This is a genomic window from Aeromonas sp. 600948 (genome assembly GCF_049174875.1).
GTDB lineage: Bacteria > Pseudomonadota > Gammaproteobacteria > Enterobacterales > Aeromonadaceae > Aeromonas > Aeromonas veronii_A.
This window is the reverse complement of record NZ_JAAKTY010000024.1, coordinates 38,066-65,031: the sequence shown is the minus strand read 5'-3', so window position 1 is coordinate 65,031 and position 26,966 is coordinate 38,066. Positions and strand designations below refer to the sequence as shown.

At 60.1% G+C, this 26,966-nt stretch carries 19 protein-coding genes, 1 pseudogene and 1 riboswitch; of the genes and pseudogenes, 13 read left to right on the top strand and 7 right to left on the bottom strand.

Going from position 1 to position 26,966, the window contains the following annotated elements:
* The first annotated feature begins 3 nt into the window (after nt 1–3).
* The 4 genes from tatB (at nt 4) to hemB (ending at nt 3,214) form a co-directional block, all read left to right on the top strand.
* Entirely contained in the window at nt 4–468 is a 465-nt protein-coding gene (gene tatB / locus G5182_RS17435) for a Sec-independent protein translocase protein TatB (protein ID WP_110304509.1), read from the top strand.
* The gene (gene tatC, locus G5182_RS17430; protein WP_005342401.1) at nt 465–1,220 is read left to right on the top strand and encodes a twin-arginine translocase subunit TatC; all 756 of its coding nucleotides are present in this window, start codon (nt 465–467) and stop codon (nt 1,218–1,220) included. Before tatB ends, tatC begins: the two co-directional genes overlap by 4 nt.
* A 188-nt stretch (nt 1,221–1,408) precedes the next feature.
* The gene (locus tag G5182_RS17425) at nt 1,409–2,194 is read left to right on the top strand and encodes a TatD family hydrolase (RefSeq protein WP_227341666.1); all 786 of its coding nucleotides are present in this window, start codon (nt 1,409–1,411) and stop codon (nt 2,192–2,194) included.
* Nucleotides 2,195–2,197: 3 nt separating this feature from the next.
* Nucleotides 2,198–3,214: a porphobilinogen synthase gene (gene hemB / locus G5182_RS17420; RefSeq protein WP_005357271.1), complete on the top strand. Its 1,017-nt coding sequence runs from the start codon at nt 2,198–2,200 to the stop codon at nt 3,212–3,214.
* Between the two features lie 83 nt (nt 3,215–3,297).
* Here the strand turns inward: hemB and G5182_RS17415 are convergent, their stop codons facing one another.
* Both G5182_RS17415 and G5182_RS17410 read right to left on the bottom strand, forming a co-directional pair.
* Nucleotides 3,298–6,804, bottom strand: coding sequence for a hypothetical protein (locus tag G5182_RS17415; protein WP_227341665.1), 3,507 nt, complete (start codon nt 6,802–6,804; stop codon nt 3,298–3,300).
* 168 nt (nt 6,805–6,972) lie between these two features.
* Nucleotides 6,973–9,162, bottom strand: a complete 2,190-nt coding sequence (locus tag G5182_RS17410) for an immunoglobulin-like domain-containing protein (protein ID WP_321537284.1) — start codon at nt 9,160–9,162, stop codon at nt 6,973–6,975.
* 50 nt (nt 9,163–9,212) lie between these two features.
* Nucleotides 9,213–9,298: riboswitch (cyclic di-GMP riboswitch) on the bottom strand.
* Nucleotides 9,299–9,735: 437 nt separating this feature from the next.
* On the opposite strand from G5182_RS17410, the gene prlC reads away from it, so the two are divergent.
* A complete protein-coding gene (gene prlC, locus G5182_RS17405) occupies nt 9,736–11,778 on the top strand; it encodes an oligopeptidase A (RefSeq protein ID WP_216952442.1) in 2,043 nt (680 codons plus the stop codon).
* Between the two features lie 207 nt (nt 11,779–11,985).
* Nucleotides 11,986–14,532, top strand: coding sequence for a putative bifunctional diguanylate cyclase/phosphodiesterase (locus G5182_RS17400; RefSeq protein WP_216952439.1), 2,547 nt, complete (start codon nt 11,986–11,988; stop codon nt 14,530–14,532).
* A gap of 5 nt (nt 14,533–14,537) precedes the next feature.
* Here G5182_RS17400 and G5182_RS17395 read toward each other — a convergent pair whose 3' ends face one another.
* Complete coding sequence (locus G5182_RS17395; RefSeq protein ID WP_227341664.1) at nt 14,538–15,278, bottom strand: substrate-binding periplasmic protein; 741 nt, start codon at nt 15,276–15,278, stop codon at nt 14,538–14,540.
* A gap of 70 nt (nt 15,279–15,348) precedes the next feature.
* Here G5182_RS17395 and G5182_RS17390 point away from each other — a divergent pair, with 70 nt between their 5' ends.
* A complete protein-coding gene (locus G5182_RS17390; protein WP_216952437.1) occupies nt 15,349–16,095 on the top strand; it encodes a class I SAM-dependent methyltransferase in 747 nt (248 codons plus the stop codon).
* A 59-nt stretch (nt 16,096–16,154) separates the two neighbouring features.
* Here G5182_RS17390 and G5182_RS17385 read toward each other — a convergent pair.
* The 4 genes and pseudogenes from G5182_RS17385 to rhlB all read right to left on the bottom strand — a co-directional run bounded on the left by G5182_RS17385 (nt 16,155) and on the right by rhlB (nt 20,371).
* A pseudogene (locus tag G5182_RS17385) lies at nt 16,155–16,381 on the bottom strand (modulator protein).
* Nucleotides 16,382–16,406: 25 nt separating this feature from the next.
* Entirely contained in the window at nt 16,407–17,384 is a 978-nt protein-coding gene (locus tag G5182_RS17380) for a DUF4382 domain-containing protein (protein WP_227341663.1), read from the bottom strand.
* A gap of 195 nt (nt 17,385–17,579) precedes the next feature.
* The gene (gppA, locus tag G5182_RS17375; protein ID WP_227341662.1) at nt 17,580–19,070 is read right to left on the bottom strand and encodes a guanosine-5'-triphosphate,3'-diphosphate diphosphatase; all 1,491 of its coding nucleotides are present in this window, start codon (nt 19,068–19,070) and stop codon (nt 17,580–17,582) included.
* A gap of 11 nt (nt 19,071–19,081) precedes the next feature.
* Entirely contained in the window at nt 19,082–20,371 is a 1,290-nt protein-coding gene (rhlB, locus tag G5182_RS17370; RefSeq protein WP_005339414.1) for an ATP-dependent RNA helicase RhlB, read from the bottom strand.
* Between the two features lie 113 nt (nt 20,372–20,484).
* On the opposite strand from rhlB, the gene trxA reads away from it, so the two are divergent.
* From trxA to G5182_RS17340, 6 genes are all read left to right on the top strand, one after another.
* Entirely contained in the window at nt 20,485–20,811 is a 327-nt protein-coding gene (gene trxA / locus G5182_RS17365) for a thioredoxin TrxA (protein ID WP_005339416.1), read from the top strand.
* 204 nt (nt 20,812–21,015) lie between these two features.
* Nucleotides 21,016–22,281: a transcription termination factor Rho gene (rho, locus tag G5182_RS17360; RefSeq protein WP_005342418.1), complete on the top strand. Its 1,266-nt coding sequence runs from the start codon at nt 21,016–21,018 to the stop codon at nt 22,279–22,281.
* Between the two features lie 108 nt (nt 22,282–22,389).
* Nucleotides 22,390–23,382 (top strand): hypothetical protein, encoded by a 993-nt coding sequence (locus G5182_RS17355; RefSeq protein ID WP_227341661.1) that lies wholly within the window; start codon nt 22,390–22,392, stop codon nt 23,380–23,382.
* Nucleotides 23,383–23,415: 33 nt separating this feature from the next.
* Entirely contained in the window at nt 23,416–24,885 is a 1,470-nt protein-coding gene (gene ubiD, locus G5182_RS17350) for a 4-hydroxy-3-polyprenylbenzoate decarboxylase (protein ID WP_005339421.1), read from the top strand.
* Between the two features lie 146 nt (nt 24,886–25,031).
* Nucleotides 25,032–25,730 carry an NAD(P)H-flavin reductase gene (gene fre / locus G5182_RS17345; RefSeq protein WP_042054686.1) on the top strand — a complete coding sequence of 233 codons (699 nt, stop codon included), beginning with the start codon at nt 25,032–25,034 and terminating at the stop codon, nt 25,728–25,730.
* A 218-nt stretch (nt 25,731–25,948) separates the two neighbouring features.
* The gene (locus G5182_RS17340; RefSeq protein ID WP_227341660.1) at nt 25,949–26,962 is read left to right on the top strand and encodes a sensor domain-containing diguanylate cyclase; all 1,014 of its coding nucleotides are present in this window, start codon (nt 25,949–25,951) and stop codon (nt 26,960–26,962) included.
* The last annotated feature ends 4 nt before the right edge of the window (nt 26,963–26,966 follow it).

Genomic DNA, 26,966 nt, shown 5'->3' with positions numbered 1-26,966 from the left:
GCCATGTTCGATATCGGTTTTTGGGAGCTGGTCGTTATCGGTGTGGTAGCACTGGTGGTACTGGGGCCCGAGCGGCTGCCGGTTGCCATCCGCACGGCTACCCACTGGATCCGCCTCATTCGTTCGACCGCGAACTCGGTCAAGTCCGAGCTGGAGCAGGAGCTCAAGTTGCAAGAGCTGCATAACGACCTCAAGAAGGCCGAACAGTTGCAGATGAGCAACCTGAGCCCCGAGCTGCAGGAGTCCATCGAACAGCTCAAAGCGGCGGCCCAGTCGGTCAATCGCCCCTATCAGGTGGAGAACGAGATCCGTCCGCCGCGCCCCGAGCCGGTCGCCCAGGCTGAGCCTGCCACGCCGGTTGAGCCTGCGGTGCAGCTGAGCCACGACGTGCCGCCGGTCAACAGCCAGCGGGAGAGCGAGCTGGTGCCGGTCAGCGACTCCGCAGTAAAAGGGGAGGTGAAGTCATGAGTCAGGCCGAACAACCCCTGATCAGCCATCTGGTTGAGCTGAGAACCCGCTTGCTGCGCTCCATTACCGCCATCCTCGTGGTGTTTCTGGCGCTGATCTACTTCTCCAACAACATCTACGACTTCGTGGCCCAGCCGCTGCTCAGCCAGCTGCCGGAAGGGACCAGCATGATCGCGACGGATGTGGCGACCCCCTTCCTGACGCCGATCAAGCTGACCCTGGTGGTCTCCTTCTTCGTGGCGATCCCCTATCTGCTCTATCAGGCCTGGGCCTTTATCGCCCCCGGTCTGTACCAGCATGAGCGGCGGCTGATCATGCCGCTGGTGGTCTCCAGTGCCCTGCTGTTCTATGCGGGTATGGCGTTCGCCTACTACGTGGTGTTCCCGCTGGTGTTCGGTTTTTTCACCAGTACCGCACCCGCCGGGGTGACGGTGGCGACCGACATCGCCAGCTATCTGGACTTCGTACTGACCCTGTTCTTCGCATTCGGGGTGGCGTTCGAAATTCCGGTGGCCACCATACTGCTCTGCTGGACCGGCGTGACCACACCGCAAAACCTGAAGGAGAAACGTCCCTACGTCGTTGTCGGGGTGTTTGTGGTCGGCATGCTGCTGACGCCGCCTGATGTCTTCTCCCAGACCCTGCTCGCCATCCCGATGTGGGCGCTGTGGGAGATAGGTCTGTTCTTCGCCCGCTTCTACGTGAAGAAAGAGGATGAAGAGCAACAGGAACAACCGGATGTGGAGAGCTGAGGCTCTGTTCGTCACCTGTTTGCCGGACGGCGAGAGGATGACGACGTCCGCAGGAATAGCAGAACGAGGGGAGCTGAGGCTCCCTTCCTCTTTTCATGCTCCCGTTCGAGGCGTATGGTAAGACCCCATTCGGTAGATGGTTTTCAAATACCTGATATGTATTCCTTTTGTTCGGAACGTCTCATCCCATGATCGATATCGGTTTAAACCTGACCAGCAGCCAGTTCGCCGGCGAGCAGGCTGAGCTGGTGGCCCGTGCCCGTGCCGCCGGGGTGGAAGCGCTTATCCTCACCGGTACCGATCTGGCTGGCAGCCGCGAGAGCGCCGAGTTGGCCGCCCGCTGGCCGGGCTACTGCTTCTCCACCGCCGGGGTACACCCTCACGATGCCAAGAGTGTCGATGAGGCGACCCTGCCCGCCTTGCGCGAGCTGGCAGCCTTGCCGCAGGTGGTGGCTATTGGCGAGTGCGGTCTCGACTACAACCGCGACTTCTCCCCCCGCCCGGTGCAGGATGCGGTATTCGACGCCCAGCTGGCACTGGCTGCTGAGCTCCGGATGCCGGTGTTTCTCCACTGCCGCGATGCCCACGCCCGTTTTATCGAGATCCTCCGTCCCTGGCTGCCGAAACTACCGGGAGCCGTGCTGCACTGCTTCACCGGTTCCGACGAGGAGCTGGACGAGTGTCTGGCGCTGGGGCTGCATATCGGGGTGACCGGCTGGCTCTGCGATGAGCGCCGTGGTCAGCTGCTGCGCGAACAGGTAGCGCGTATTCCGGCCGGTCGGCTGATGATCGAGACCGATGCCCCCTATCTGGTGCCGCGAGATCTGAAACCGCGCCCGAAACGCAACGAACCCGCTTTTTTGCCGCACATCGCCCAGGTGGTGGCGGCCTGTCGTGGTGAAGCGCCCGAGGCCTTGCTGGCCCATACCCGGGCCACCTCCGCCGCGTTCTTCCAACTTCCTCTCCAGGAGTGATTCATGGCTACAACTCTTCCGGGCGCCTTTCCGGGCCGCCGCCTGCGCCGTCTGCGCAAACATGATTTCAGCCGTCGTCTGGTGCGCGAGAACGTACTGACCGTCAACGATCTCATCTATCCGGTGTTCGTGCTGGAGGGGGAGAACCGCCGGGAAGCCGTTCCCTCCATGCCGGGGGTGGAGCGTCTCTCCATCGATCTGCTGCTGGAGGAAGCCGCCGAGCTGGTGGAGCTGGGCGTGCCTGCCATCGCCCTGTTCCCGGTCACTCCGCTGGAGAGCAAGAGCCTGATGGCGGAAGAGGCCTACAACCCGAACGGGCTGGCCCAGCGCACCGTGCGCGCCCTCAAGGCTCGCTTCCCGGAGCTCGGGGTGATCACCGACGTGGCGCTCGATCCGTTCACCACCCACGGTCAGGACGGCATCATCGATGACGAAGGCTATGTGCTGAACGACATCACCACCGAGATCCTGATCAAGCAGGCGCTCTCCCACGCCGAAGCCGGGGTCGATATAGTCGCGCCGTCCGACATGATGGATGGCCGCATCGGCGCCATCCGCGCTGCGCTGGAAGAGAATGGCTTCATCAACACCCAGATCATGGCCTACTCCGCCAAGTACGCTTCCTGCTACTACGGCCCATTCCGCGATGCGGTTGGCTCTGCCGGCAACCTCGGCAAGAGCAACAAGGCCACCTATCAGATGGATCCGGCCAACAGTAACGAAGCCCTGCACGAAGTGGCGCTGGATATTCAGGAAGGGGCCGACAGCGTGATGGTCAAGCCGGGCATGCCCTATCTGGACGTGGTTCGTCAGGTGAAGGATCAGTTCGGCGTGCCGACTTTCGCCTATCAGGTCAGCGGCGAGTACGCCATGCACATGGCGGCGATCCAGAACGGCTGGCTGAAAGAGAAGGAGACCATCATGGAGTCTCTACTCTGCTTCAAGCGGGCCGGGGCCGATGGCATCCTCACCTACTTCGCCAAGCGCGTGGCGCAGTGGCTGAAGGAAGATGCCCGTTAAGCCGGGTTGAAGAGATAAACGAGAGGGGGAGCCGATGGCTCCCCCTCTGTCGTTATGGCTCTCTTTTGGTCACGAGCGGATGATTACAGCTTGATCCAGGCATCGCTCCAGTGGCTGCCGGTACCCGGTGCATAGTGGCCGGTCGAGCCGCCACACCAGCCGCTGTAGGGCCAGGGTTTGCACTCGTAGTCGCCACCGGCATTGCTGACCCGTTCGCCACTCTGATAAGCGGTGCCCGCAACATAGGTCGGGTAGCTGCCGTTACCACCGTCACTGTCACCACCCGGTGCCTGTTCCACCAATGCCAGGGTGAAGCGGCGCTCGAAGCCCTGTTTGCTCCCCTCAGCCATGCCCGCCAGCAACAGCTCGTAACTGCCAGCCGCTAGGCCAGACTGTGCCAGCTGCAGGGAACCCTGACCATCGATCAGGGCGCTGCCGGTGGCGACCGGATTGCCATCCTGCAACAGGGTCGCGGTGACGGTCACCGGGTTGGCGGTGGTCAGCGTCAGGCTGAAGTCGAGCGCGCCGTTGACGATGAGATATTCGGACGCCAGATCGGTGACGGTGAAGTCACTGCTGCTACCGGTCGTGGGCAGGATGAAGTCCCCGCTCAGGTAGATCAGACCGGTCCAGCCAGAGCTGGTCAGCCAGTGTTTGCCATTGGTCTGATAGACGTTGGGCAGCTGGGTGCACTGGTTGTTGTCATTGACGAAGCCGATACCGTAAAAGCCCGCCACATTCTTGTAGCAGAGCTGGCGACCATTCTGGTGCAGCACTGGCTGATCCAGCTTGCCCTTGTGGTGGAGTGACAGCCAGTCAAACTGGTTGATGGCCGAGACCAGCGGCACAAACTGGCCATCGGGCTGACGATAGCGGATCAGGGAGCCGGCATCGCAGAGCAGACCCTCAGCCCGCTGTTCGACGTACCCGTAGTACTGCTCGCCATCCTGGAAGGTGAACCGGCAGAGATTGCCTTTCTCCGACTCCTTGGGGATCCAGCCCATCAGAAGTCGCTCCTGATTGTTCAGGGCCGCCAGCTGCCCAACACTGAAGTCGCTGCCGTTGGCTACCCAGCCTTGCGGCATGGTGGAGAATTGCATGAAGTAGTGGTCGGTATAGTACATGTGGCTGTCAGCGCGGTGCTTGCGAGCCCCCTGGCTGACCGAGTTGTAGCGATAGATGTCGTTTTCCGGCTTGTGGAAGCCGTTGAGATCATCGTCCAGATAGGGCAGGTCGCCCTTGCGGATATGGTAGTTGGCCATGCCCGTCATCAGCGGATGCCAGCCGTGGCTGCCACGGGCAAACGCGCTCTCATGGCTGTAGGACTTCCCATCGAAGCCGTGGCCAAATTCGTGGGCAATGATGCCCCAACTGCCGTAGTAGTGGCTGACAAAGTTAAAGGTATCGACCCCGGTGATGCCACCACTCCCCAGCCCGCCCCCCATGGCGGTGATCCCCAGGTTGAGGTAGGGGCGCTTCATCAGGCTGTGGTAGTAGTAGTCATAATCGGCTGCGGTAAAGATCCCGTTCGGCACATAGCTGTTGCCGCCATTGCCGAACATCTCGTAGCCGTTCACCGCCTTGAAGTTGTACCAGACGTGTTTGAACTCCTCGGTCGAGACCATGTAGGCCAGGTTGGTGGCGATGATCAGCCACTCGCGGGCGTAGAGGGCATTGATGGGGCGCCAGGAGCCGCTGGTGTTGGTGGCGAAGCGCACGTTCCAGCTTGGCTTGAGGCGTGCCAGCTTCTGGGCAAACGGATCCGAGTTGGAGCTGAACCTGTGCTCGAACTGGGCTGGCAGATTGATGCTGTTGTCGAGCAGGTTGTTGAGATCAAACACTCCGTCGCGGCTGGCGCTGTTGAAGCGTCCCTGCTCGCCAAAGGCGCTCAATGGCAGGGTGATTTGGGCATAGGCGGGCAGGCGATCGAGCTGGCCCAAGATCAGCCACTTGTTGATACCGTTCAGGCGTGACTCGATATTGATGTCATGCAGCTCTCTGGCGGCATAGTTGGTGATGCGCACCGTGTCGTTATCAAGCAGCTCGGTCTTGACCAGCGAATTGATGTTGACCGAACGCTGGGCGCGATCGATCAGCACCTCGTAGGGTTCGTCATTGCGCAGTATGTAGCTGACTGCGGTCGGCATCAGCTGATCGAAGATCAGCGGGCGAGCCGGCAACTGCTCGTCGGCCGTGAAGCTGATCTCCTTGCTCAGCAGCTGGTTGAAACCCAGGCCGCGCTCGTTGGCGGTGACAAGCGCCGAGCCCGCCAGCTGGAGATCTTTCAGCGCCGCCACGGGCTGCTGGTTGATCTCCCGGACAGTAAAGGTCGGGTTCTTGAACTGAAAGTCGTTGGCGATCAGGGTATCGGCATCATGCCACTCGATACGGTCCTTGAAGTTCACCACCAGCCGATCGCCATCCATGTCGATTTTATGCAGATTGCTGTCGGCGATCACCTGCTCAGGCGCCAGCAGTGTGTTGCTGGCGATGGCATCAGCCAGTTTGCGCAAGTCATAGATGTAGTAGTTTTTGCCGGCTGTATGGGCCAGGAGATAGTCACCCACCTGATGGAGTTGCACCAGACGGTGGCTGTATTTTCCTTCAAAGGCGAGCCGACCGGCGATGGGGGTCTTGAGGCTGTTCTCCGGCGTCACATCCTGCTGGCGGTAGACCTTGATCTCGCTCAGCGCATCGGCCACCAGCACGTAATCCTGATTGGCAAAGACGGCCTGGGCGCGGTGCAGGCTGTTGCTGCCGGAATCCCGACCGGTTCCCAGGGTGGTGACATGGCGATGCTCGTCGGCCAGATCGAAGATATCGACCCGGTGCGAGTAGCGCGAGACCACGTAGAGCAGGTTGTTGCGGACAAACAGTTCGCTGACCTGGTTGTAGGCCGTGGCACTGCCGGTTTCGGTGCCGCGGATCTCGCCAATCTGCTGGCGGCTCGGGATATCGATAATGGCCACATGGCCCGGATTGCCGTTCTGGCTGACATAGAGCCGATCCTGATAGCGCTCGACCGCCGTGATCAGGCTGGCGTCCAGCCCCAGCTGGTCGGCCGCCAGCTCCTCGCCTTTGTCCAGATATTGCAGCGAGGTGGCAAACGAGTTGACGCTGCAGGAGCTGGTCTCCATCACCACCCGGGTGCGTTCGCCATTCTGGATCTGGCCGTGGGGGAAGTACTCCAGCAGACAGCCGTTGCCGTAGTCATAGTTGCCAAAGCGTTTGTTGACTGCTACGACCCCACCGTCGTACCAGGTCAGCTCCCACTCCTCATCGAAGAAATCAAAGACGTTACGAATGGCTGTTTCGTCGAAAAAGTGGGGTTTGGGCAGATCAAACAGGATGTGGTTATCCGCCGTCAGCGGGTAGAGCAGGCCGTTGATGGCAAGGTGGCGCTTGCCATCCTTGATGATCACGTTCTGCTCGTCAGCCGCACTCTGGTGCAGCGCGGCGAGACGCGCCGTCATCTGCTCGTAGTGCTCCTGATAGGTTTGTTTGAAATAGGCTTGTTCGCGCTCATCGGCCACGACATGGGCCGACAGCAGCAAACCGAGCAGGGTGGCAAGCTTGGTGGTTCTTGGCATGGTGATTTCCTTATCTTGGTTGTTGTTGGACGTTTTTGGGTGGTTGGCAAGCATGTAAAAGAGAAGGGCTAACCCGTCCGGGTCAGTGCATCCTGCCCATCGGCAGCGTGGCCGATGGGCAGGATATGGGCGGGGGCCTGTCGGCCCCCGTTAGTGGTTGGGGCAAGGTCAGAGCTTGATCCAGGCATCGCTCCAGGCAGAGCCGGTACCCGGTGCATAGTGGCTGGTCGAGCCGCCACACCAGCCGCTGTAGGGCCAGGGTTTGCACTCGTAGTCACCACCGGCATTGCTGACCCGATCACCGGCCTGATAGCTGGTGTTGGGGGCGTAGGCCGGGTAGTCACCCTCGCCACCGCTGCTGCTCTCTTCGGTCAGCGCAACCGGGAAGCGCTGCACCACCGGCTGCTGGCCATCTGCCAGACCGGTGATGACCACTTCGTAGCTACCGTCGGTCACATTGCTGCCCTGCAGCACCAGGGGGCTGGTGCCGTTCACCTGGCTGCTGGTGGTACCGTGGCTGTGGCCGCTCTGCTCCAGAGTCGCGGTGATCTGTATCGGGTTGGCGGTGGTCAGGTTGAAACGGATGCTGACCTGACCGTTGACTATGGTGTACTCGCTCGCCATGGCGCTGACGGTGAAGTCGCTGCTGCCTTCGGCGGGTGGCGTTGTGCCGCCGCAGTCGCTGTCGCCCTGTACGCGCCAGACGCCCCAGTCACCCGTGGTGCCCGGCTCTTCGTTCTGGGTCCACCAGCCTGCCAGCCAGTTCTTGCCGTTGTGGCTGACGATGTCGCCGCCCACGTAGACCTTCTTGGCATCCCAGCTGTTTTCACAGACGGCGCCTTGCTCCCTGACGGTCACGTTGCGCTGCTGGGTTACCTGCTGACCGGCGCTGTCGCTTACCTGATAGGTGAGGGTGTAGCGGCCGACCTTGCTGCTGTCGACGTTGCCGCTGACCTTGATTTGGGCGGTCAGGTCGCCATCTTCTTCATCATGGGCGCTGACGCCAGCCATCGGATCGAAAGCGGTACCCAGTTCCAGCGTGGTGTCGGTGACACCGTTGAATACCGGCTTCATGCTGTAGACCTCGATGGTGCGTACCTGCTCGGTGACGTTGTTGTCGCGATCGCTCACCTTGTAGGTGAGGGGGTAGAGGCCGATGCGCTGGCTGTCTACCGAGCCTTCCACCTGGATCTGGCCAGTCAGGTCGCCATCTTCCTTGTCGTTGGCGCTGACACCGGCCAGCGGATCAAAGGCGGTGCCCTGCTTGATACGGGTATCGCTCAGGCCGCTGAATACCGGCTTGCCGTTGTCGACCGGGGGCGTGATCTCCTGATCGTGGATGAAGGGGCCGTAGCTCTTGATGAAGGATTCGTTGTAGGACTGACCGGCGGCGTTGCGGCCCATGTCCCAGTTGATGGACCAGGTCATCACGCCACGCAGCGGTTGTCCCTCGCTCTTGAGGCGGTTGAAGGCGTTGTAGAGCTTCTGCGGATCCTGCACATAGCCGGTGGCGGCGGCGTCGATGTTGGTCGGAATGCCGAACACCAGCTTGTCATGGGGGATCTTGTAGAAGCCGCGGGTACCGTTGCTCAGCGAATCCGCCATGTAGTAGATGAACTCTTCTTTCAGGGCATCGTTGTTCTGGGCAATCCAGCCGATGCCATCGATGTAGATACCGTCGCCACCCTGGTTGTAGAACTGGGGGTTGATCCAGTCGTAGTAGCCTTCCAGATTGCGGATATAGGGGATGTAGGCGCCAGTCTGGGTCAGATAGGGGAACTCCGGCGCCATGGTGATGAGGAAGTTTTTCCCCTGGGCGCGGTAGTGATCCTTGACCAGACGCAGGGCTGCCGGGAGCACGGTCTGGTTGTCGGCGGCGGTGATGGCGGCCTGTTCCAGGTCGATATCCAGCCCGTCGAAGCCGTAGGTCTCCACCAGACGGATGATCTCGTCGGCAAAGGCCTGCTCCTGACCCTTGCGCAGCTCGATGTGTGCATCGGCACCGCCCAGCGCCAGCAGCACGGCTCGGCCCTGACGGTTCAGCTCGGCGATCTGCTCGATAAACTGGCTTTCGCTCATGCCGATGGCCGGGTCGAGTTTGAAGGTGGGGATGGGATCGCTGCCATAGACCTTCATGAAGGAGACATCGACCACGTTGTATTGCGGGTTGACCTGATCGAGCTTGACGCAGGGGGCGATACCGCCCTTGTAGCCCGAGCCGTCACACCAGTTGTGCCAGTAGCCGACCACTACGCCGGACTGGGGGTTAACCATCGCCTGACCGGCACTGGCGGCATATGCCATGGGGGTGCCCATGCCGAGCAGGCAGCCAAGCAGGGATAATTTGAGTTTGTTCATCGTCTCTCCGTACGGTGCAAATGGGGCGTCGGTTGTGACCGGACGTCCCCGGGGGCAGCCCCGCTGTCATAGGTGTTTTCCCTTAGACCGGTGGCTTTGCGTCGCGCCCTTTCGGGTCACTTTGCCTTTTTCACCCGATTTCTGTGCAGCACAGAGAATCAAGTGACCTGCATGGCAGGTTACCTATGATAGATGCTTGAAAATAAATTAATCAATAGTTGGTTTTGATTCTAATTGACTGAAAAATATTGATAATTTGTTACAGTTACCACATCTTGTCCGTTTCCATGATTGAGCATGACGGCACTTGGCTGGCAGCTGTGGCGCCGGTAAATGGCGGCTTTTTGCCCCTTGAAAGTAGCGATAAGAGCCAAAAAAGGCCCACAGATTCATCCTGTTACTGGCTGTTGATGGCAAAACTGCAGCAACGGCAGAGATCCGGGTCGCAATGGCTGGAAAAGTACAGGGTTGCGGCGGATTCCCGCTTGATTATTGCGTGGCTTGGCCACATGTTAGAAAGCCATACAGAGCTGCTAAAGCGGTCTGTTCAAGACCAAACAAGAGGTAACCGGGATGAATAACCCTTTGCTGACAATGGATTCACTGCCCCCTTTCAGCCAGATCAAGCCGGAGCAGGTTCAGCCTGCCGTGATTCAGGCGATTGCTGACTGCAAGCAGAAGATCAGCGATGTGCTGGCCCAGCGTGATCCCCATACCTGGGATAGCCTGATTGCCCCGCTGGAAGAGGTAAATGACCGCCTGTCACGGATCTGGTCACCGGTCAGCCACCTCAACTCCGTACTCAACAGCGAAGCGCTGCGCGAGGCCCATGACGCCTGCCTGCCGCTGCTCTCCGAATTCCAGACCTATGTCGGTCAACATGAAGGGCTCTATCAGGCCTATCTGGCCCTCTCCCAGAGCGATGATTTCCCGCTGCTCAGCGGCGCCCAGCGCAAGGAGATCCAGAATACCCTGCGTGACTTCCGCCTCTCCGGCATCGGTCTGCCTGCCGAGGCGCAGCAGCGCTACGGCGAAATTCAGGCCCGCCTCTCCGAGCTGGCCTCCCGTTTCAGCAACAACGTGCTGGATGCGACCCAGGGCTGGCACAAGCTGGTGGTTGATGAAGCCGAACTGGCTGGTCTGCCCGAGAGCGTGCGTGCCGCTGCCCGTCAGATGGCTGAACTTAAAGGCAAAGAGGGGTGGCTGTTCACGCTGGATATCCCTTCCTACCTGCCGGTGATGATGTACGCGGACAACCGCGAACTGCGCGCCGAGATGTATGAGGCCTTCACCACCCGCGCCTCCGATCAGGGCCCCAATGCGGGCAAGTGGGACAACTCCGCCATCATGAGCGAGCTGCTCACCCTGCGCCGCGAACTGGCCCAACTGCTGGGCTTTGCCAACTATGCCGAGCTCTCCCTGGCCACCAAGATGGCGGACAAGACCGAACAGGTGGTGAGCTTCCTCACCGATCTGGCGGCCAAATCCCTGCCGCAAGGCAAGGCCGAGCTGGAGGAGATCCGCGCCTTCGCCGCCGAGCAGCATGGTCAGAGCGAGCTGGCCGCCTGGGATCTCGCCTACTACGCCGAGAAGCTCAAACAGCACAAGTTCTCCATCTCCGATGAGCAGCTGCGCCCCTATTTCCCTGCCAACAAGGTGGTGAAAGGGTTGTTCGAAGTGGTCAAGCGGGTGTTCGGCATGAAGGTTCGCGAGCGCCTCGGCATCGACACCTGGCACCCTGACGTGCGCTTCTACGACATCTTCGATGCCGACGACGAGCTGCGCGGTAGCTTCTATCTCGACCTCTATGCCCGCGAGCACAAGCAGGGCGGGGCCTGGATGGATGTTTGTTTGGGTCGTCGCTACCGTCAGGATGGCTCGCTGCAAAAGCCGGTGGCCTACCTGACCTGCAACTTCAACGGTCCGGTGGATGGCAAACCTGCGCTGTTCACCCACAACGAAGTAGTTACCCTGTTCCACGAGTTCGGCCACGGCATTCACCACATGCTGACCCGGGTCGATGTGGCCGGCGTGGCCGGCATCAACGGCGTGGCCTGGGATGCGGTAGAGCTGCCGAGCCAGTTCCTCGAGAACTGGTGCTGGGAGTCCGAAGCACTGGCCTTTATCTCCGGCCACTACGAGACCGGCGAACCGCTGCCAGCCGATCTGCTGGAGAAGATGCTGACCGCCCGCAACTTCCAGGCTGCGATGCAGATGTTGCGCCAGCTGGAGTTCGCCCTGTTTGACTTCCGTCTGCACCAGGAGTTTGATCCGGCCAATCCGGCGCAGCTTCCGGCGCTGCTGGATGAGGTGCGCAGTCAGGTAGCAGTGATGACGCCACCGGCGTTCAACCGCTTCCAGCACAGCTTCTCCCACATCTTCGCGGGCGGCTATGCGGCGGGCTACTACAGCTACAAGTGGGCCGAGGTGCTCTCTGCCGATGCCTTTTCCCGCTTCGAGGAGGAGGGCATCTTCAACCCGGCCACCGGACAATCTTTCCTGAAGAATATTCTGGAGAAGGGGGGCTCGAAGGAGCCGATGGAGCTGTTCCGAGCCTTCCGTGGCCGTGAGCCCAAGGTGGATGCACTGCTGCGACACAGCGGGATCGCTGCCTGAGATTCCTGACCCGCCGCCTGTGTGAGCTTCAAGCAGGTACACTGTTTTGCGGCATAGTGGGATCGAGTCGTGATTTCTGCGACAAAAAGGGACCTTTTGGTCCCTTTTTTCAAGGCTTTTTAATATCTTGCTGATTGCATATTTGCACTGCCCACGGCTCTTCAGTAGAGTCGTGTTCTAACCTTCAAGGAGAGAAAGCCACTTGCCATGAGGCGAGCACTCGATTCCGTCTATCAAATCATCTCCAGTCTGGCTCATTCGAGCGGCCAGGGATATTTCGATACCTTTGTGAGTGAAATCGCCGCTGCTGTGATGGCTGATGTCGTCCTGATCGCCAGCAGGGAATCAAATGCTACCCACCTGACGGTTCAGACCGCCTATCCCTCCTCCCTTGACACCGATGCCCTGACGCTGCCACTGACTGACTCTCCCGATGCCATTACCTGGCAGGAGGGGGAAGCCTGGTTCAGCGATCGTCTGCTTCAGCTCTTTGCCAACGTTCCCCTTGCACAGGAGTGGCAACCTCAGGCCTATGCCGGGATTGTCCTCAGGAATGCAGATGGCGAGACCATAGGTATCTGCGCCCTGCTTTATCGTCAGCCGCAGGCCAATATGAGCAAGGTGATTGGGTTACTCCGGTTGCTGGCTCCGTTGGCGGGTCGTGAGCTGGCGCTGATGCTGCAACGACAGCTGCCCCCCCCTCTGCCTGAACCGTCCCATGCATTGCAGAGCATGCTGTTCCAGGCTCCGGTGGGGATCGGTAAGCTGGATCTGGCTGGCCGTATCCTCTGGGCCAACCCGGCCATCGAGCAGATGCTTGGCTATCCCCTCGACGAGTTGCTGCAGCGATCCATCTCCGACATCAACCATCCCGAGGATTGGCAGGGCAGCCTCGTTTGCTACGAAGAGATCCGCCGTGGCGAGCGCAGCAGTTTCACCCGGGAGAAGCGCTACTTCTGCAAGGGGGGGCAGATCCTGTGGGGGCGGGTAACCGTCACCCTGATCCGTGACAAGCAGCAGCAGCCGGACTACCTGATGGTGCTGCTGGAGAATATCGATCCTCTCAAGCGCCATGCGGAGCAGCTCAAGCTCTCCCACCGGGTCTATGACAATCTCTCCGAGGCGATCCTGGTCTGTGATGCCGATAGCCGCATCATCTCGGTCAATCCGGCCTTCGAGCAGATCACCGGCTACAGCAGTGACGAGGTGCGAGGCCAGCGCCCCAGCCTGCTCAAGTCGGGGCTGCACGATCAGACCTTCTATGCCGACATGTACCACGCGCTGGAGCGGGTGGGGGTATGGCGTGGTGAGGTGTGGAACAAGCGCAAGAATGGCAAGCTCTATCCACAGCAGTTGATGATTAGCACCCTGCGGGAAGGGGGCAGGATCAGCCAGTACATCGCCATCTTCAGCGACCTCTCCCAAACCAAACTGGCCGAGCAGAAGATCGCCGCACAGGCCAACTATGACAACCTCACCAGCCTGCCCAACCGCTGGCTGTTCAGTCGCTGTCTCAGCCGCTTCTGCGAGCGGGGCGAGCGCTTCGCCCTGATGGTGCTCGACCTCAACAACTTCAAGGCGGTCAACAACAGCATGGATCACCATGCCGGTGACGCCCTGTTGCGGGAGGTGTCGGACCGGCTGGTGAGCCGGGTGCGCACCGAGGACCTGGTGGCCCGCATCGGTGGTGACGAGTTCGCCTTTCTGGTGCCAGGCATCGTCACCCGTCGTCAGGCCGAGGTGTTTGCCAAGCAGGTTATCGGTAGCTTTACCCGTCCCTTTATGCTGGCCAACCAGCATCTCTATGTTACGGCAACCGTGGGGATGACCCTCTGCCCCGTCGATGGTAGCGAGAGTGACGAGCTGCTGCGAAACGCCGAACAAGCGTTGTTTGCCGCCAAGCGGCAGGGGCGGTTGATCGGTACCTACTGCTCCTCAATGCGGGAAGAGGTGCGTCAGCGCCACCAGATGCAACAGGATCTGGCGGAGGCGATCAAGCTGGAGCAGTTAACCATGGCCTACCAGCCGATCTGGGACAACCGCAGCGGTCGGGTCGCCAAGCTTGAGGCGCTGGTGCGCTGGTATCACCCCCAGTGGGGACAGGTATCGCCAGCCGAGTTTATCCCGCTGGCGGAAGAGGCGGGGTTGATTCAGGGGCTGGGTGCGCTGGTGTTGTGGCAATCATGCCGGGATCTGGCTCGGTTGCAGCAGTCCGGCTTCCCTGATCTGCAGATGTCGATCAACCGCTCCACCATGGAGTTCCAGACTATCGACCCCGAGGCGAGCGAGTGGCTCAAGGTGATCCAGCACTTCGGGCTCGATCCTGCCGACATCGTCATCGAAATCACCGAATCTCTGCTGATGGAGAGCAGTGATCAGCACAGGGTGCGGATCGATGCCCTGCGCGAGGCGGGTTGCAAGCTGGCTATCGATGATTTCGGTACCGGCTACTCGGCCCTCAACTATCTGCGCTCTTTCCCGGTGGATCTGGTCAAGATCGACCGCTCTTTTGTGCGCCATATCCCCTTCAACGAGCAGGATCGGATGCTGCTGGACGGCATCATCAACATAGTGCACAACCTCGGTATGCAGGTGGTGATTGAGGGGGTAGAAACCCGCGAGCAACTCAACTTCCTCTGTCAGAAGGGGTGTGCCTTCACCCAGGGTTATCTGCTCAGCCGCCCGCTGGCCTATGACGATCTCACCGAATATCTGCAGCTCAATGACAAGGGGATGTTTCTGCAGATCAGTTAGGGGGTTTACTCCTTCGATGTCATCTCTGCCTGCTTCGTTTGCAGTGTCCGGTAATTCTCGCCGAGATAGCGCAGATAGATGCGATCCAGTACCCCTTCATCCAGCATCTGTTGCAGCGCCTTGTTGTAGGCAGGCAACAGGTCTGCTTTCTGCTTGCCAAAACAGAGGTAGAGCGGTGTCGAGTCGATAAAGGGGGTGAGGGGGCGGATCTTGACGTCCTGCTCCCTGGAGAGGATGGGGGCCGAGAAGTAGTCGAGGATGATGAGGTCAACCCGGCTCTTCTCAAGCAACAGCAGCAACTGCTTGTCTGAATGGGCCTTGATGGGGTCCCATCCGGTGAAGTTCCTGATCTTGTCGGTATAGTCATAGCCCCTGACCATCCCTACTTTCAGCCCCTTGGCCATCTCCCACGAGAAGTTCTGTAGCGGACTGTCACTGCGCACATAGGCGGCCAGCGGATAGAAGGCGGTAGCAAGATCAGAGTGGTAGCAGCCGGGGAGGGGGGCATTGTCGAGGATGCCATCAGCCAGTTGGGTACTCACATACTGTTCGCAGCGCCCCCACGGCAGTTCGAGCAGGGTTAGGGTCATTCCGAGGCGTCTGGTTGCTTCCTGATGGATCTCCACCGATATCCCTTCCATCAGTTTGCCCTGTTCGGCGTAGGAGAAGGGGGGCCAGTCTACACCGCATACCTTGAGACTGGTGCTGCTCTGGGCGGCAAGCAACAGGGCTATCAGCAGCTGCATGGGATTCTCCGGGATATGAGGGGGGTTGTGGTACACTCGCTTCACTGAACTTAGAGCGCATCCAGAGACCATGCAAATCCTCCTCGAAGACCCCGCCAAGGCCGCGCAGGCAGACGCGCTGGCCAGCCAGCTTGGCCAAATCGACCTTCCCCTGTTTGCTCTGGTGTTTACCCCGGAGCGGCTGGAGTTGCGCAAGCTGGATGAGCCCAAGCTGGGGGCCGTCTATGTGGATTTCGTCGAAGGGGCCGTCGCCCATCGCCGCAAATTTGGCGGCGGTCGTGGCCAGTCCATCGCCAAGGCAGTGGGGCTCAAGGCCGGCGCCACACCGACCGTAGTGGATGCCACTGCCGGACTGGGGCGTGATGCCTTCGTTCTGGCTTCTCTTGGTTGCAAGGTGACCCTGATCGAACGCAGCCCTGTGGTAGCCGCCCTGCTGCAGGATGGTCTGGCTCGAGCCGCCGAAGACCCGGAGATTGGCCCCTGGGTGCGCGAGCGGATGCAGTTGCTGCACGGCCCGGCGGTGGAGACCTTGCTAGGGCTAACCGAGCGGCCTGACGTCATCTACCTCGACCCCATGTTCCCCCACAAACAGAAGTCGGCGCTGGTGAAAAAAGAGATGCGGGTGTTTCAGTCGCTGGTGGGGCCGGATCTTGACGCCGATGCCCTGCTGCCGGCGGCGCTGAAGATGGCACAAAAGCGGGTAGTGGTGAAGCGACCGGACTATGCTGGCTGGCTCAATGAGCACAAACCCAGCATGGCTATCGAGACCAAGAGCAACCGCTTTGACGTCTATGTGATGGCGGCGCTGGCGGGATAACGCCGCACGCGAGGGGTAAAAGAAGAGGGCCAACCCGATGGGGTTGGCCCTCTTGCCATCTATTGGCCGTCTGACTGGGCTGGTGGAGCGAAGCGGATCAGCTTCTCCTCTCCCTGCCAGCTGAGCACCATGGTGACCAGCTCCGCCAGACTGAGCCGTTCGCCACTGTGCAGCAGCAGGTACTCGATCCCTTCTCTGGCCTCGATGGTGCGGATCTTGTCCGCCCACTGGCGGCGATCTCCAGCCAGTCGTAGAGATCGCAACTGATGGGTTGGTAGGTGCTCATGTGCGGGTTGTCCTCTTGTCGCCGGTTACTGGAAGTTGATGCTGGTGGCGGGGGCCACCACCGCCTGGGCTTTCTGCACCTGTTCCAGTTGCAGCGGGTCGCCAGCCAGCGCCGGATCGTCCTCGTGGCCATTGCAGACCAGCGCCAGATCGCAGCTGCCGAGATTAACAAATCCCAACTCGTAACCAAAGCCGCCACCGCTTTGCGGCAACACGGGCGCGCTGGCATAGAAGCCGTTGTCGCTGTCCGCCATGTCGGGGTAGTTGTCGTCACTTCTGGGTTGGTAGAAGTAGACGAAAGCCTTGTCGGTCAGCAGGCCGCCACACAAGCCAGCTGCTACCGTGCCCCTGACGATGGTGACCTGGGTGTTATTCACCAGCCGCACCCCTCTGGGCTTGAGCTTGTAGTACTGCTCGTGGCCGGGCAGCACCATGGCCTGGCGCAGGTCGAACTCGGTGGTGAAGGCGCTGAGGCCGTTTGCTGCGATGGTGAAGGCATCCAGCTTGAGCTCGCTGCTTGGCACTTCCAGCGGCTTGATCCCCCCATCATCCCGTTTGACGTAGGAGTAGGGGGTGCCATTCAGAAATTGGTTGCTGACCTCCCGTCCATCCAGTATCCGCAACCTCATCTGGCTGTAGTCACCGGGCATCACGCTCTGACCGGACAGCAGGGGGCGACTGGCGGATCCTTGATAACTCAGCAGGTCGATGTAGGTGAACTGCGGCCGGTCTGCACTGTCGAGCGGTATCGTCTCGCCGCTCGGGGTGCAGCCATCGTCCTGGGCCGAGGTGAGAAAACTGGCGGTGGTCCAGATCTGTTCGTTGCCGGCGACGGGGTGGATGCTGATGTTGGCGACGGCGATGCAGACCTTGCTGACCGCATCCACCGGGGCGTCGGAGAAGGCCAGCGAGAGCTGGGCTGGTTGTGGTTGGCTATTGCTGTCGCCACCACCGCCGCAGGCGGTGAGCAGGGTGGTCAGTCCGATCAGAGTCAAGGATTTCATGGCGTCCATTCCGGTTGGTTATGAAGACACCCCAACTCTAGTCGAACGTTGGTCATGAAGGGGAGGCTGGGCCCAGACGCAAGGGCGGGATCTGCCCGTCAGCCCAATAACATCAAGGTGCAGGCCTGAGTAGCACCAGTGTTGGCAGCGAAAGAGATTTTCGGAACGCCGGGGCACTGATTGGGCGTGGCCCAATCAGGCTTCCAGCAGGCGGGTGGGCCAGCCCATCTTCTGCTGGCGCTCTACCTCGAGGCGCAGCTCGCTGGCGCGCAGGTAGTGCTCGTCCAGCCACCCCTTGGGCAGGGTCAGGGTCAGTGACTCCTCTTCTGCCTGCAGGGTGAAGCTGGGCACTGTGCCCTGGGTACGGCGCATGCAGAGGATCAGCGCGATGCGCAGGATACGGGCCAGCCGGATCGCCTGACGACCGGTGACGGCACCCTGTTTCTCCAGTGGTTCCAGCTTGAATTCGTCCCGCTGGTTGAACAGCAGGGCCGACAACAGCTTCTTTTGCGCGGGAGTAAAGCCCGGCATGTCGATGTTGTCGATGATGTAGGCGGCGTGTTGCGGCGCCTTCTTGTATTCGATACAGAGGCCGATCTCATGCAGCAGGGCGGCATAACGCAAAATCGGGCGACCGTAGCGTTTGGAGAGTCGCCAGGCCGGTTGCAGCTGGTTGAACGCCTCGACGGCGGTATCGCGCACCCGTTCGGCGTGCTCTTTATCCAGCTGATAGCGGCTGATCAGGCTGTCGGCGGTGCGATCCCGGGCATCACAGTCGTGATTGTTGCCAAGCAGACCGTAGATCAGTCCTTCGCGCAGGGCGCCACCCGCCAGCGTCATGCTCTCGATATCGAGGGTTTCGAAGATGGCGATCAGGATGGCAAGGCCGGAGGGGAACACGGTCAGCCGTTCGGCCGCCAGCCCTTCCAGTTGCAGCCGGTCGAGCTTGCCGCAGGCGATGGCCTGACCCATCAGCTCCTGCAACTTCGGCAGGGTGACCCGCTCGCTCTTCCCTTGCGCCAACATGATCTCTTGCAGCGCCTGTACCGTGCCGGAGGCGCCGACGCAGGTGCGCCAGCCGAGGGCGCGGTAATCTTCCGCCACCTTCTCCAGCACCGTCTTGGCGGCGGCAATCGCCTGCTCGAAACGGGCTTCGGAGAGCTCGCCATCACCGAAGTGATTGTTGAGCCAGGTGACGCAGCCCATGTGCAGGCTGTTGAGCAGTTTTGCTTCGCTATGTTCGCCGATCACCAGTTCGGTACTGGCGCCGCCGATGTCGATCACCAGCCGGTTGCCTTCCCCGGCAGAGGTCCAGGAGACCCCTTCATAGATGGTCTTGGCCTCTTCCTCGCCCGAGATGATCTCGATGCTGTGGTTGAGCACCCGTTCCGCTTCGCTGAGGAACTCGTCGACGTTGGTGGCCAGCCGCAGGGTGGCGGTGCCCACCACCCGGATATTGTCGGCCGGAATGTCCTGCAATTGTTCGGAGAAGAGACGCAAACAGTCCCAGCCCCGCTCCATGGCGGCACGGCTGAGACGAAATTCCGGATCAAGCCCTGCTGCGAGGCGAACCTTGCGCTTTACCTTGGCGACGGTGCGCAGGGCACCGGCGACCTCGCGCACCACCAGCATATGAAAGCTGTTGGAGCCGAGGTCGATGGCGGCATAGAGAGGCGAGTTGTGCAACGGGCCTGTCCTTAGCTCTTGCGCGGCGGACGACGACGGTTGTTGCTGTTGCCACCGCCCTGACGATCCCGCATGTTGCGGTTCACCGGCTGACGGTTGCGGAACACCCGTTTCGGCGGGGTCACGTCATCCAGCAGCGCTTCGCGATCATATTTGCTGACCGGAATTGCGTGGTGGATGTACTCCTCGATGGCCGGCAGGTTGAAGGCATAGTCTTCACAGGCCAGGCTGATTGAGTGACCGCTCTTGCCGGCACGACCGGTACGACCGATGCGGTGTACATAGTCTTCAGCGTCGTCGGGCAGGTCATAGTTGAAGACGTGGGTCACGTCAGGGATGTGCAGACCACGGGCGGCCACGTCGGTGGCGACCAGAATATCGAGCGCACCCTTGGTGAAATCCTCGAGGATCTTCATCCGTTTCTTCTGCGGCACATCACCGGTCAGCAGACCGACGCGGTGGCCGTCATTCTCCAGCCAGGCATGGACGTCTTCACAGACATGCTTGGTGTTGGCGAAGACGATGGCTTTTTCCGGCCACTCCTCTTCCATCAGGGAGAGCAGCAGCAACATCTTGTCTTCATTGGAGGGGTAGAACAGCTCCTCCTTGATTCGCACGCCGGTCATCTGCTCCGGCTCGACCTGCACATGTTCCGGGTGGTTCATGTGTTCGTATGCCAACTCCTGCACACGCAGGGAGAGGGTGGCGGAGAACAGCATGCTCAGACGCTCGGTCGCGGGCGGCATGCGGCGGAACAGGAAGCGGATGTCCTTGATGAAGCCCAGATCGAACATGCGATCTGCTTCGTCCAGTACCACGACCTGAATGTTGCTCAGATCGATGACCTTGGACTTGAAGTAGTCGATGATGCGGCCTGTGGTGCCGATCAGGATGTCGACGCCCTGCTCCAGCACGGCCAGCTGCTTGTCGTAACCTTCGCCGCCGTAGGCGAGGCCGAGTTTCAGGCCGGTAGAAGCGGCGATGCTGTCGGCATCGTTATAGATCTGTACTGCCAGTTCCCGGGTGGGTGCCATGATGATGGCTCTGGGTTGGTTAACCAGACGGGGCTTGGTCAGCGGGTGAGTCAGCAAATAGTTGAATGTTGCGGCCAGGAAGGCAATGGTCTTGCCGGTTCCTGTCTGGGCCTGACCGGCGAGGTCATGGCCCTCTACCAGCAGTGGCAGGGAGAGTGCCTGGATGGGGGTGCAATAGTGAAATCCCTTTGATTCCAGACCAGCCAGAACTTCGGGTTCGAGGCCCATTTGGGCGAATTTGTCGGTCGTTAAGTGTGTTTTGCTCATGGCGGTAGGTTATCAGGTTAGGCTTGCAATAATAAACAGGATCATTTCAAATAGGGCAACTATTGCCTTTATTGACGAGTCAATAAAGCCTTATTTACTGACTGGAGTTGGAGATGAGTGACAAGATTGTTCAGCTGAGCGATGCCAGCTTCGAGGCAGATGTAATCAAAGCCGATGGCGCCGTTCTGGTCGACTTCTGGGCCGAGTGGTGTGGTCCGTGCAAGATGATTGCCCCGATCCTGGAAGAAGTTGCCCAAGAGTACGAAGGTCGCGTGACCGTAGCCAAACTGAACATCGACCATAACTCTGATACTCCGCCCAAGTACGGCATTCGTGGTATCCCGACCCTCTTGCTGTTCAAGAATGGCGAAGTGGCAGCGACCAAGGTCGGTGCACTGTCCAAGACTCAGCTGAAAGAGTTCCTGGACGGCAACCTGTAATAATTAAAGAGGAGCGCATTGCAATAATGCGCTCCTTCTGTTTTATCACCTAGACGCTCATCCCGATTGGTGCTAGTTTATCGCTCGTTTGCTAACCTTTTTGCCTGACTCTTTGCTAACCACAGCCTGGCAATCAAATCCGATCAGCATCAATCCAGCAGACTGTCTCCTCATTTCAATCCTTGCTTACAGACTTTCACCACTATGAATCTGACTGAATTAAAGAACACTCCTGTGTCCGAGCTGGTCAAGCTTGGCGAATCCATGGGGTTGGAAAATCTGGCTCGGGCGCACAAGAAAGATATTATTTTTGCAATCCTCAAGGCGCACGCCAAGGGTGGTGAAGATATCTTTGGCGACGGTGTGCTGGAAATCCTGACCGATGGTTTCGGCTTCCTGCGCAGTGCAGACGGCTCCTATCTGGCAGGCCCTGACGATATCTACGTCTCCCCGAGCCAGATCCGCCGCTTCAACCTGCGTACCGGCGATACCATCTCCGGCAAGATCCGGCCACCGAAAGAGGGCGAACGCTACTTCGCACTGCTCAAGGTCAATGAGGTCAACTACGACCGTCCGGAAAACTCCCGCAACAAGATCCTGTTTGAAAACCTTACCCCCCTGCATGCCAACGAACGTCTGCGCATGGAACGGGGTAATGGCTCTACCGAAGATATCACCGCCCGTGTACTGGACCTGGCTTCCCCCATCGGTAAAGGCCAGCGTGGCCTGATCGTGGCGCCGCCCAAGGCCGGTAAGACCATGCTGCTGCAGAACATCGCCCAGAGCATCGCCTACAACCACCCGGACTGTGAACTGATCGTTCTGCTGATCGACGAGCGTCCGGAAGAGGTGACCGAGATGCAGCGGATGGTGAAAGGTGAAGTGATCGCTTCCACCTTTGACGAGCCTGCTTCCCGTCACGTTCAGGTTGCCGAAATGGTGATCGAGAAGGCCAAGCGTCTGGTCGAGCACAAGAAAGATGTGGTGATCCTGCTGGACTCCATCACCCGTCTGGCTCGCGCCTACAACACCGTTATCCCGTCATCCGGCAAGGTACTGACCGGTGGTGTGGACGCCAACGCCCTGCACCGTCCCAAGCGCTTCTTCGGCGCCGCGCGTAATGTTGAAGAGGGCGGCAGCCTGACCATCATCGCCACCGCGCTGATCGATACCGGCTCCAAGATGGATGAAGTCATCTACGAAGAGTTCAAGGGTACCGGCAACATGGAACTGCACCTCTCGCGCAAGATTGCCGAGAAGCGTGTCTACCCGGCCATCGACATCACCCGCTCCGGCACCCGCAAGGAAGAGCTGCTGACCACTGGTGACGAGCTGCAGAAGATGTGGATCCTGCGCAAGATTGTCCACCCGATGGGCGAGATCGACGGTATCGAGTTCCTCATCGACAAGCTGGCGATGACCAAGACCAACGACGAGTTCTTCGACGCCATGCGGCGCCAGCAGAAGTAAGTCCGGTCAGAAAATGACGAAACCGCGGCCCTGGTCGCGGTTTTTGTTTATCTGTTTTCCGGTTGCCCTAGTAGTATGAGATCCCGATGTCGCATGGATGGAGACGTCATGAAGCCTGTTGTCTGGTTATTGCTGGGATTGCTGAGTGCAATGCCAGTCTGTGCGCAGAGTGCTCCGGCTACGGTGACAGCCGAGACGTTGCAAACGCACCAGCGCTATCTGGCGAGCCGTCTGCAGCAAGGACAATTTGCCGCCATCGACTCTCTGCTGGCGACCCTGAGCCGCGAGCAGCGGGAGTTCCTGCTGTTGCAGCTGCTGCGGGATATTCCGGTTACCGCTCCTGCGTCCCCCGCGTTGCAACGCTGGGTCGAGGCACAGGCCGACAAGGCTCCAGAGTGGCTGCAGGAGCAGCAGGTAGACGGTTTTCTGGTGCAGCAACCTGTCTACGATTTTGCCGCGCAGGCCCGTCAGTTGCTGGGCGAATGGCAACTGCACTCATTGGTGCAGCGTTATCAGCAGCAACTTGCCCAGGGCAACTTCCAGCTAAAGTCCATCTACTACAGCAGTAACCCCGATATTGCCATGCAGCAGCAAGCTCTGTTGCTGGCCCTCGACGCCTTGCCGCAATCGATCTGGATGCGGGAGGCGCAAGCGCTGGCCAGCCGGAATATCTATCTGCCCGACAATCAGCTGTTGCTCCATCTGCTGCTGCGCACAGGTGAACCGGCGCTCTATGGCATGTTGTGGCGGCGGCCGGCAGATCAGGATGCGCTGCGCGCACTCGCCACCATCAACCGCTTCCATCATGGCAATACGGCCAGCTCCCTGCTGATTGCCGCCAGCGGCAATCCCGGTTTGAGAGAGCCGGCCCTGCGCCAGCTGAGCGCCCTCTCTCCTTTGCCGCCACAAGCCCAGAAATACCTGCTGGCCGAGCTCTCCAACCGCCAATACGGGGCGCTGGTGGCCGGTCTATTGATGGAGGTGGATGAACCCCAGTTGCTCTCCGGCCTTGCCAGACGCCTCGGCCAGCGTGATCTCCCCCCCGCAGCACCGAGTCTGCTGCCTGATTCGGGTACACCCGATGGGCAGCCAGGGTTATAATGCGTGACCTCCTGAACCCGGTTGGGAACTTGCATGAAATACAAGGATTTGCGTGATTTCATCGCGCAGCTGGAACAAAACGGACAACTCAAGCGCATCACCCGCGAGATAGACCCCTATCTGGAGATGACCGAGATCAGCGATCGCACCCTGCGTGCGGGTGGCCCGGCTCTGCTGTTCGAAAATCCCAAAGGCTACACCATGCCGGTGCTGACCAATTTGTTCGGCACCCCGGATCGGGTTGCCATGGGCATGGGGCAGCCCGATGTGGGCGCTCTGCGTCAGGTCGGGGTCTGGCTCTCCTATCTCAAGGAGCCCGAGCCGCCCAAGGGATTCAAGGAGCTGATGGAGAAGCTGCCGATCTTCAAGCAGGTGCTCAACATGCCGACCAAGCGCCTCTCTTCCGCCCCCTGCCAGCAGGTGGTGCAGGAGGGAGATGCGGTCGATCTCGACCAGATCCCGATCCAGCACTGCTGGCCCGGCGATGTGGCGCCGCTGGTCACCTGGGGCCTCACCATCACCCGCGGCCCCTACAAGAAGCGCCAGAACCTCGGCATCTATCGCCAGCAGAAGATCGCCAAAAACAAGCTGATCATGCGCTGGCTGGATCATCGTGGCGGTGCCATCGATTTTCGCGAGTGGCAGGAGGCCCACCCGGGCGAGCGATTCCCGGTGGTGGTGGCACTCGGTGCCGATCCGGCGACCATTCTCGGCGCGGTGACGCCGGTGCCGGATACTCTCTCCGAATATGCCTTTGCCGGTCTGCTGCGCGGCAGCCGTACCGAGGTGATCAAGGCCATCAGCTGCGATCTGGAGGTGCCCGCCAGCGCCGAGATCGTGCTGGAAGGCTATCTGGAGCCGGGTGAGATGGCGCCGGAAGGGCCCTATGGCGACCACACCGGTTACTACAACGAGGTGGACGAGTTCCCGGTCTTTACCATCACCCACATCACCAAGCGGCGCGATGCCATCTATCACAGCACCTACACCGGCCGTCCACCCGATGAACCGGCGGTACTGGGTCTGGCGCTGAACGAGGTGTTCGTGCCGCTGCTGCAGAAGCAGTTCCCCGAGATTGTGGACTTCTATCTGCCGCCGGAGGGGTGCTCCTACCGGATGGCGGTGGTGACCATCAAGAAGCGTTACCCGGGCCACGCCAAGAGGGTGATGCTGGGAGTCTGGTCCTTCCTGCGCCAGTTTATGTACACCAAGTTCGTGGTGGTGTGTGACGATGACGTCAACGCCCGCGACTGGAAGGATGTGATCTGGGCCATCACCACCCGGATGGACCCGGCACGGGACACCACCTTGATCGAGCATACGCCGATCGACTATCTGGACTTCGCCTCGCCGGTCTCCGGCCTCGGCTCCAAAATGGGGCTGGATGCCACCAACAAGTGGCCGGGCGAGACCAATCGGGAGTGGGGTCAGCCCATAGTTCAGGATGAGGCGGTGAAGCAGAAGGTCGATGCCATCTGGGATGAGCTCAATATCCTCGGATGAGGCAAACATGACAGCTTTGCTGCAAAAAGTGATGCGATCCGCATTGATTTGAGTATTCTCGACTGACGGGGCCAGGGCTGCTGGTCGTCACTCCATAGTGAAACAATGAGCGAAGCGGGCCGAGCGAGCCCGCCACAAGGACAAGAATGCAACGTATCAAATGCCGCGTAGAGGAACTGCGCGAATATGTCGACACCATCTGGCATGTGGCTCTGACGCCGCAGCAAGCGATCAGCTTCAAGCCGGGCCAGTATCTGCTGGTGGTGATGAGCGATTCGGACAAGCGCCCCTTCTCCATCGCCAACTCGCCGACCCGCCCGGGCGTGCTGGAGCTGCAAATTGGTGCCACTCCCGAGAACGCCTATGCCGGTCAGGTGCTGGCCCGCATGCGCGAGCAGGGGGAGATCGAGGTCGAATTGCCGGCTGGCAAGGCGTTCCTGCGCGATGAGTCTCCCCGTCCGCTGATCCTGATGGCGGGCGGCACCGGCTTCTCTTACGCCCGCTCCATTCTGGAATATCTGATCGACACAGGCAGCAAGCGCCCGGTGTTCTTCTACTGGGGGGTGCGTCAGGCTCACTGGCTCTACGAACTGGAGCAGATGCAGCAGTGGGAGCGTGACTATGCGCCGCTCACCTTTATCCCGGTGGTGCAGGAGCCGGATGCTGACTGGACCGGCAAGAGCGGACTGGTGCACAAGGCGATCATGGATGACTTCGTCAGCCTCCACGACTACGACATCTATGTCGCCGGTCGCTTCGAGATGGCGGGGGCCGCGCGTGAGGAGTTCAAGATCCTCGGCGCCGAGCCGGAGCGCATCTTCGGTGACGCCTACGAATTTATCTGACGGGATCCCCGCTTGGATGACGCAGCCCCCGGTTTTGCCGGGGGCTTTTGTTTTTGTGGCTGCCGCAGTACCTGATCGTACCGAATGGTTGGATTATCGCGGCGTTATCCCATTATTTTTCAATATATTGGCTATGAATGGCTACTAATCTGGCTTGGCTGGTGGCATCTTTGTTTGGATTGACAAGAGTATCCATAGAGCAAGCACAAGGAGGCGCAGTGTTAAGCAAAGAGGCAAGGGGGCAACCCGGGTATGATCGGGAGGCACCCTGCGCGACTGAGCTGGCCGCCATGCCGGAACCCTCCTCCGGTGGTGATGCGTTTGCCCGTTTGCAGGCAGAGATCGCCGCTTTGCAGCATGAAAACGGCCTGTTGCAGGAGAAGCTCAATGCCGCCCTCGATGGCACCGGCATCTGTCTCTGGCAGGGCACCATTCCCACCGGCGAACTGCGGGTCTTCAATCTGCAGAACTTTCAGGCTGGCGATATGGCCCCTCATTTCGATCAGTGGAGCGCCAAGCTCCATCCCGATGATCGCGCCCATGCCATGGGCAGCTACTTTGCCCACCTTGAGAGGAAAACGCCCTTCTACGAAGCTGAATACCGCACCATCAGCCCGGCCGGGGAGATCACCTGGCTGTGGGATCGTGGTCGCGTAGTGGAGTGGGATGATGAGGGCAGGCCATTGCGGATCATGGGCTCCCATATCGATATCACCCAGCGCAAGGCTTATGAGCAGCGGCTGGCAGAGCGTGCCAACTGCGATGCGCTCACCGGCCTGCTCAACCGGCAGGGATTTGGCAAGGCGTTCGCTCTACAGCCGCCACAAGGGACGGGGGCACTGCTCTTTATCGATCTGGATGACTTCAAGGGGATCAATGACCAGTTGGGCCACGCTTGTGGTGATCAGGTACTGCAGCAGATGGCGGAGTGGTTGCGTCTCATTATGCCGGGCTCTGCCCTGTGCGGCCGTTACGGCGGTGACGAGTTTGTGGTTTATCTGCATCGTGATGTATCAAACCATGCTCTGGCTCATCTGGCCGATGCCCTGATCTGCCGGATGCATGGTTACGTGCCCAAACCCGGTTGCCCGCAGCGGGTGGGGCTGAGTATCGGCATCGCCCTGTGGGAGGAGCAACCATTGAGCTTCCGACAGGCATTGGAGGTGGCCGACCGGGCCATGTACGAGGCCAAGGCGCGCGGCAAGCGGGCCTGGTATCTGCTTCAGGTGTGATGCT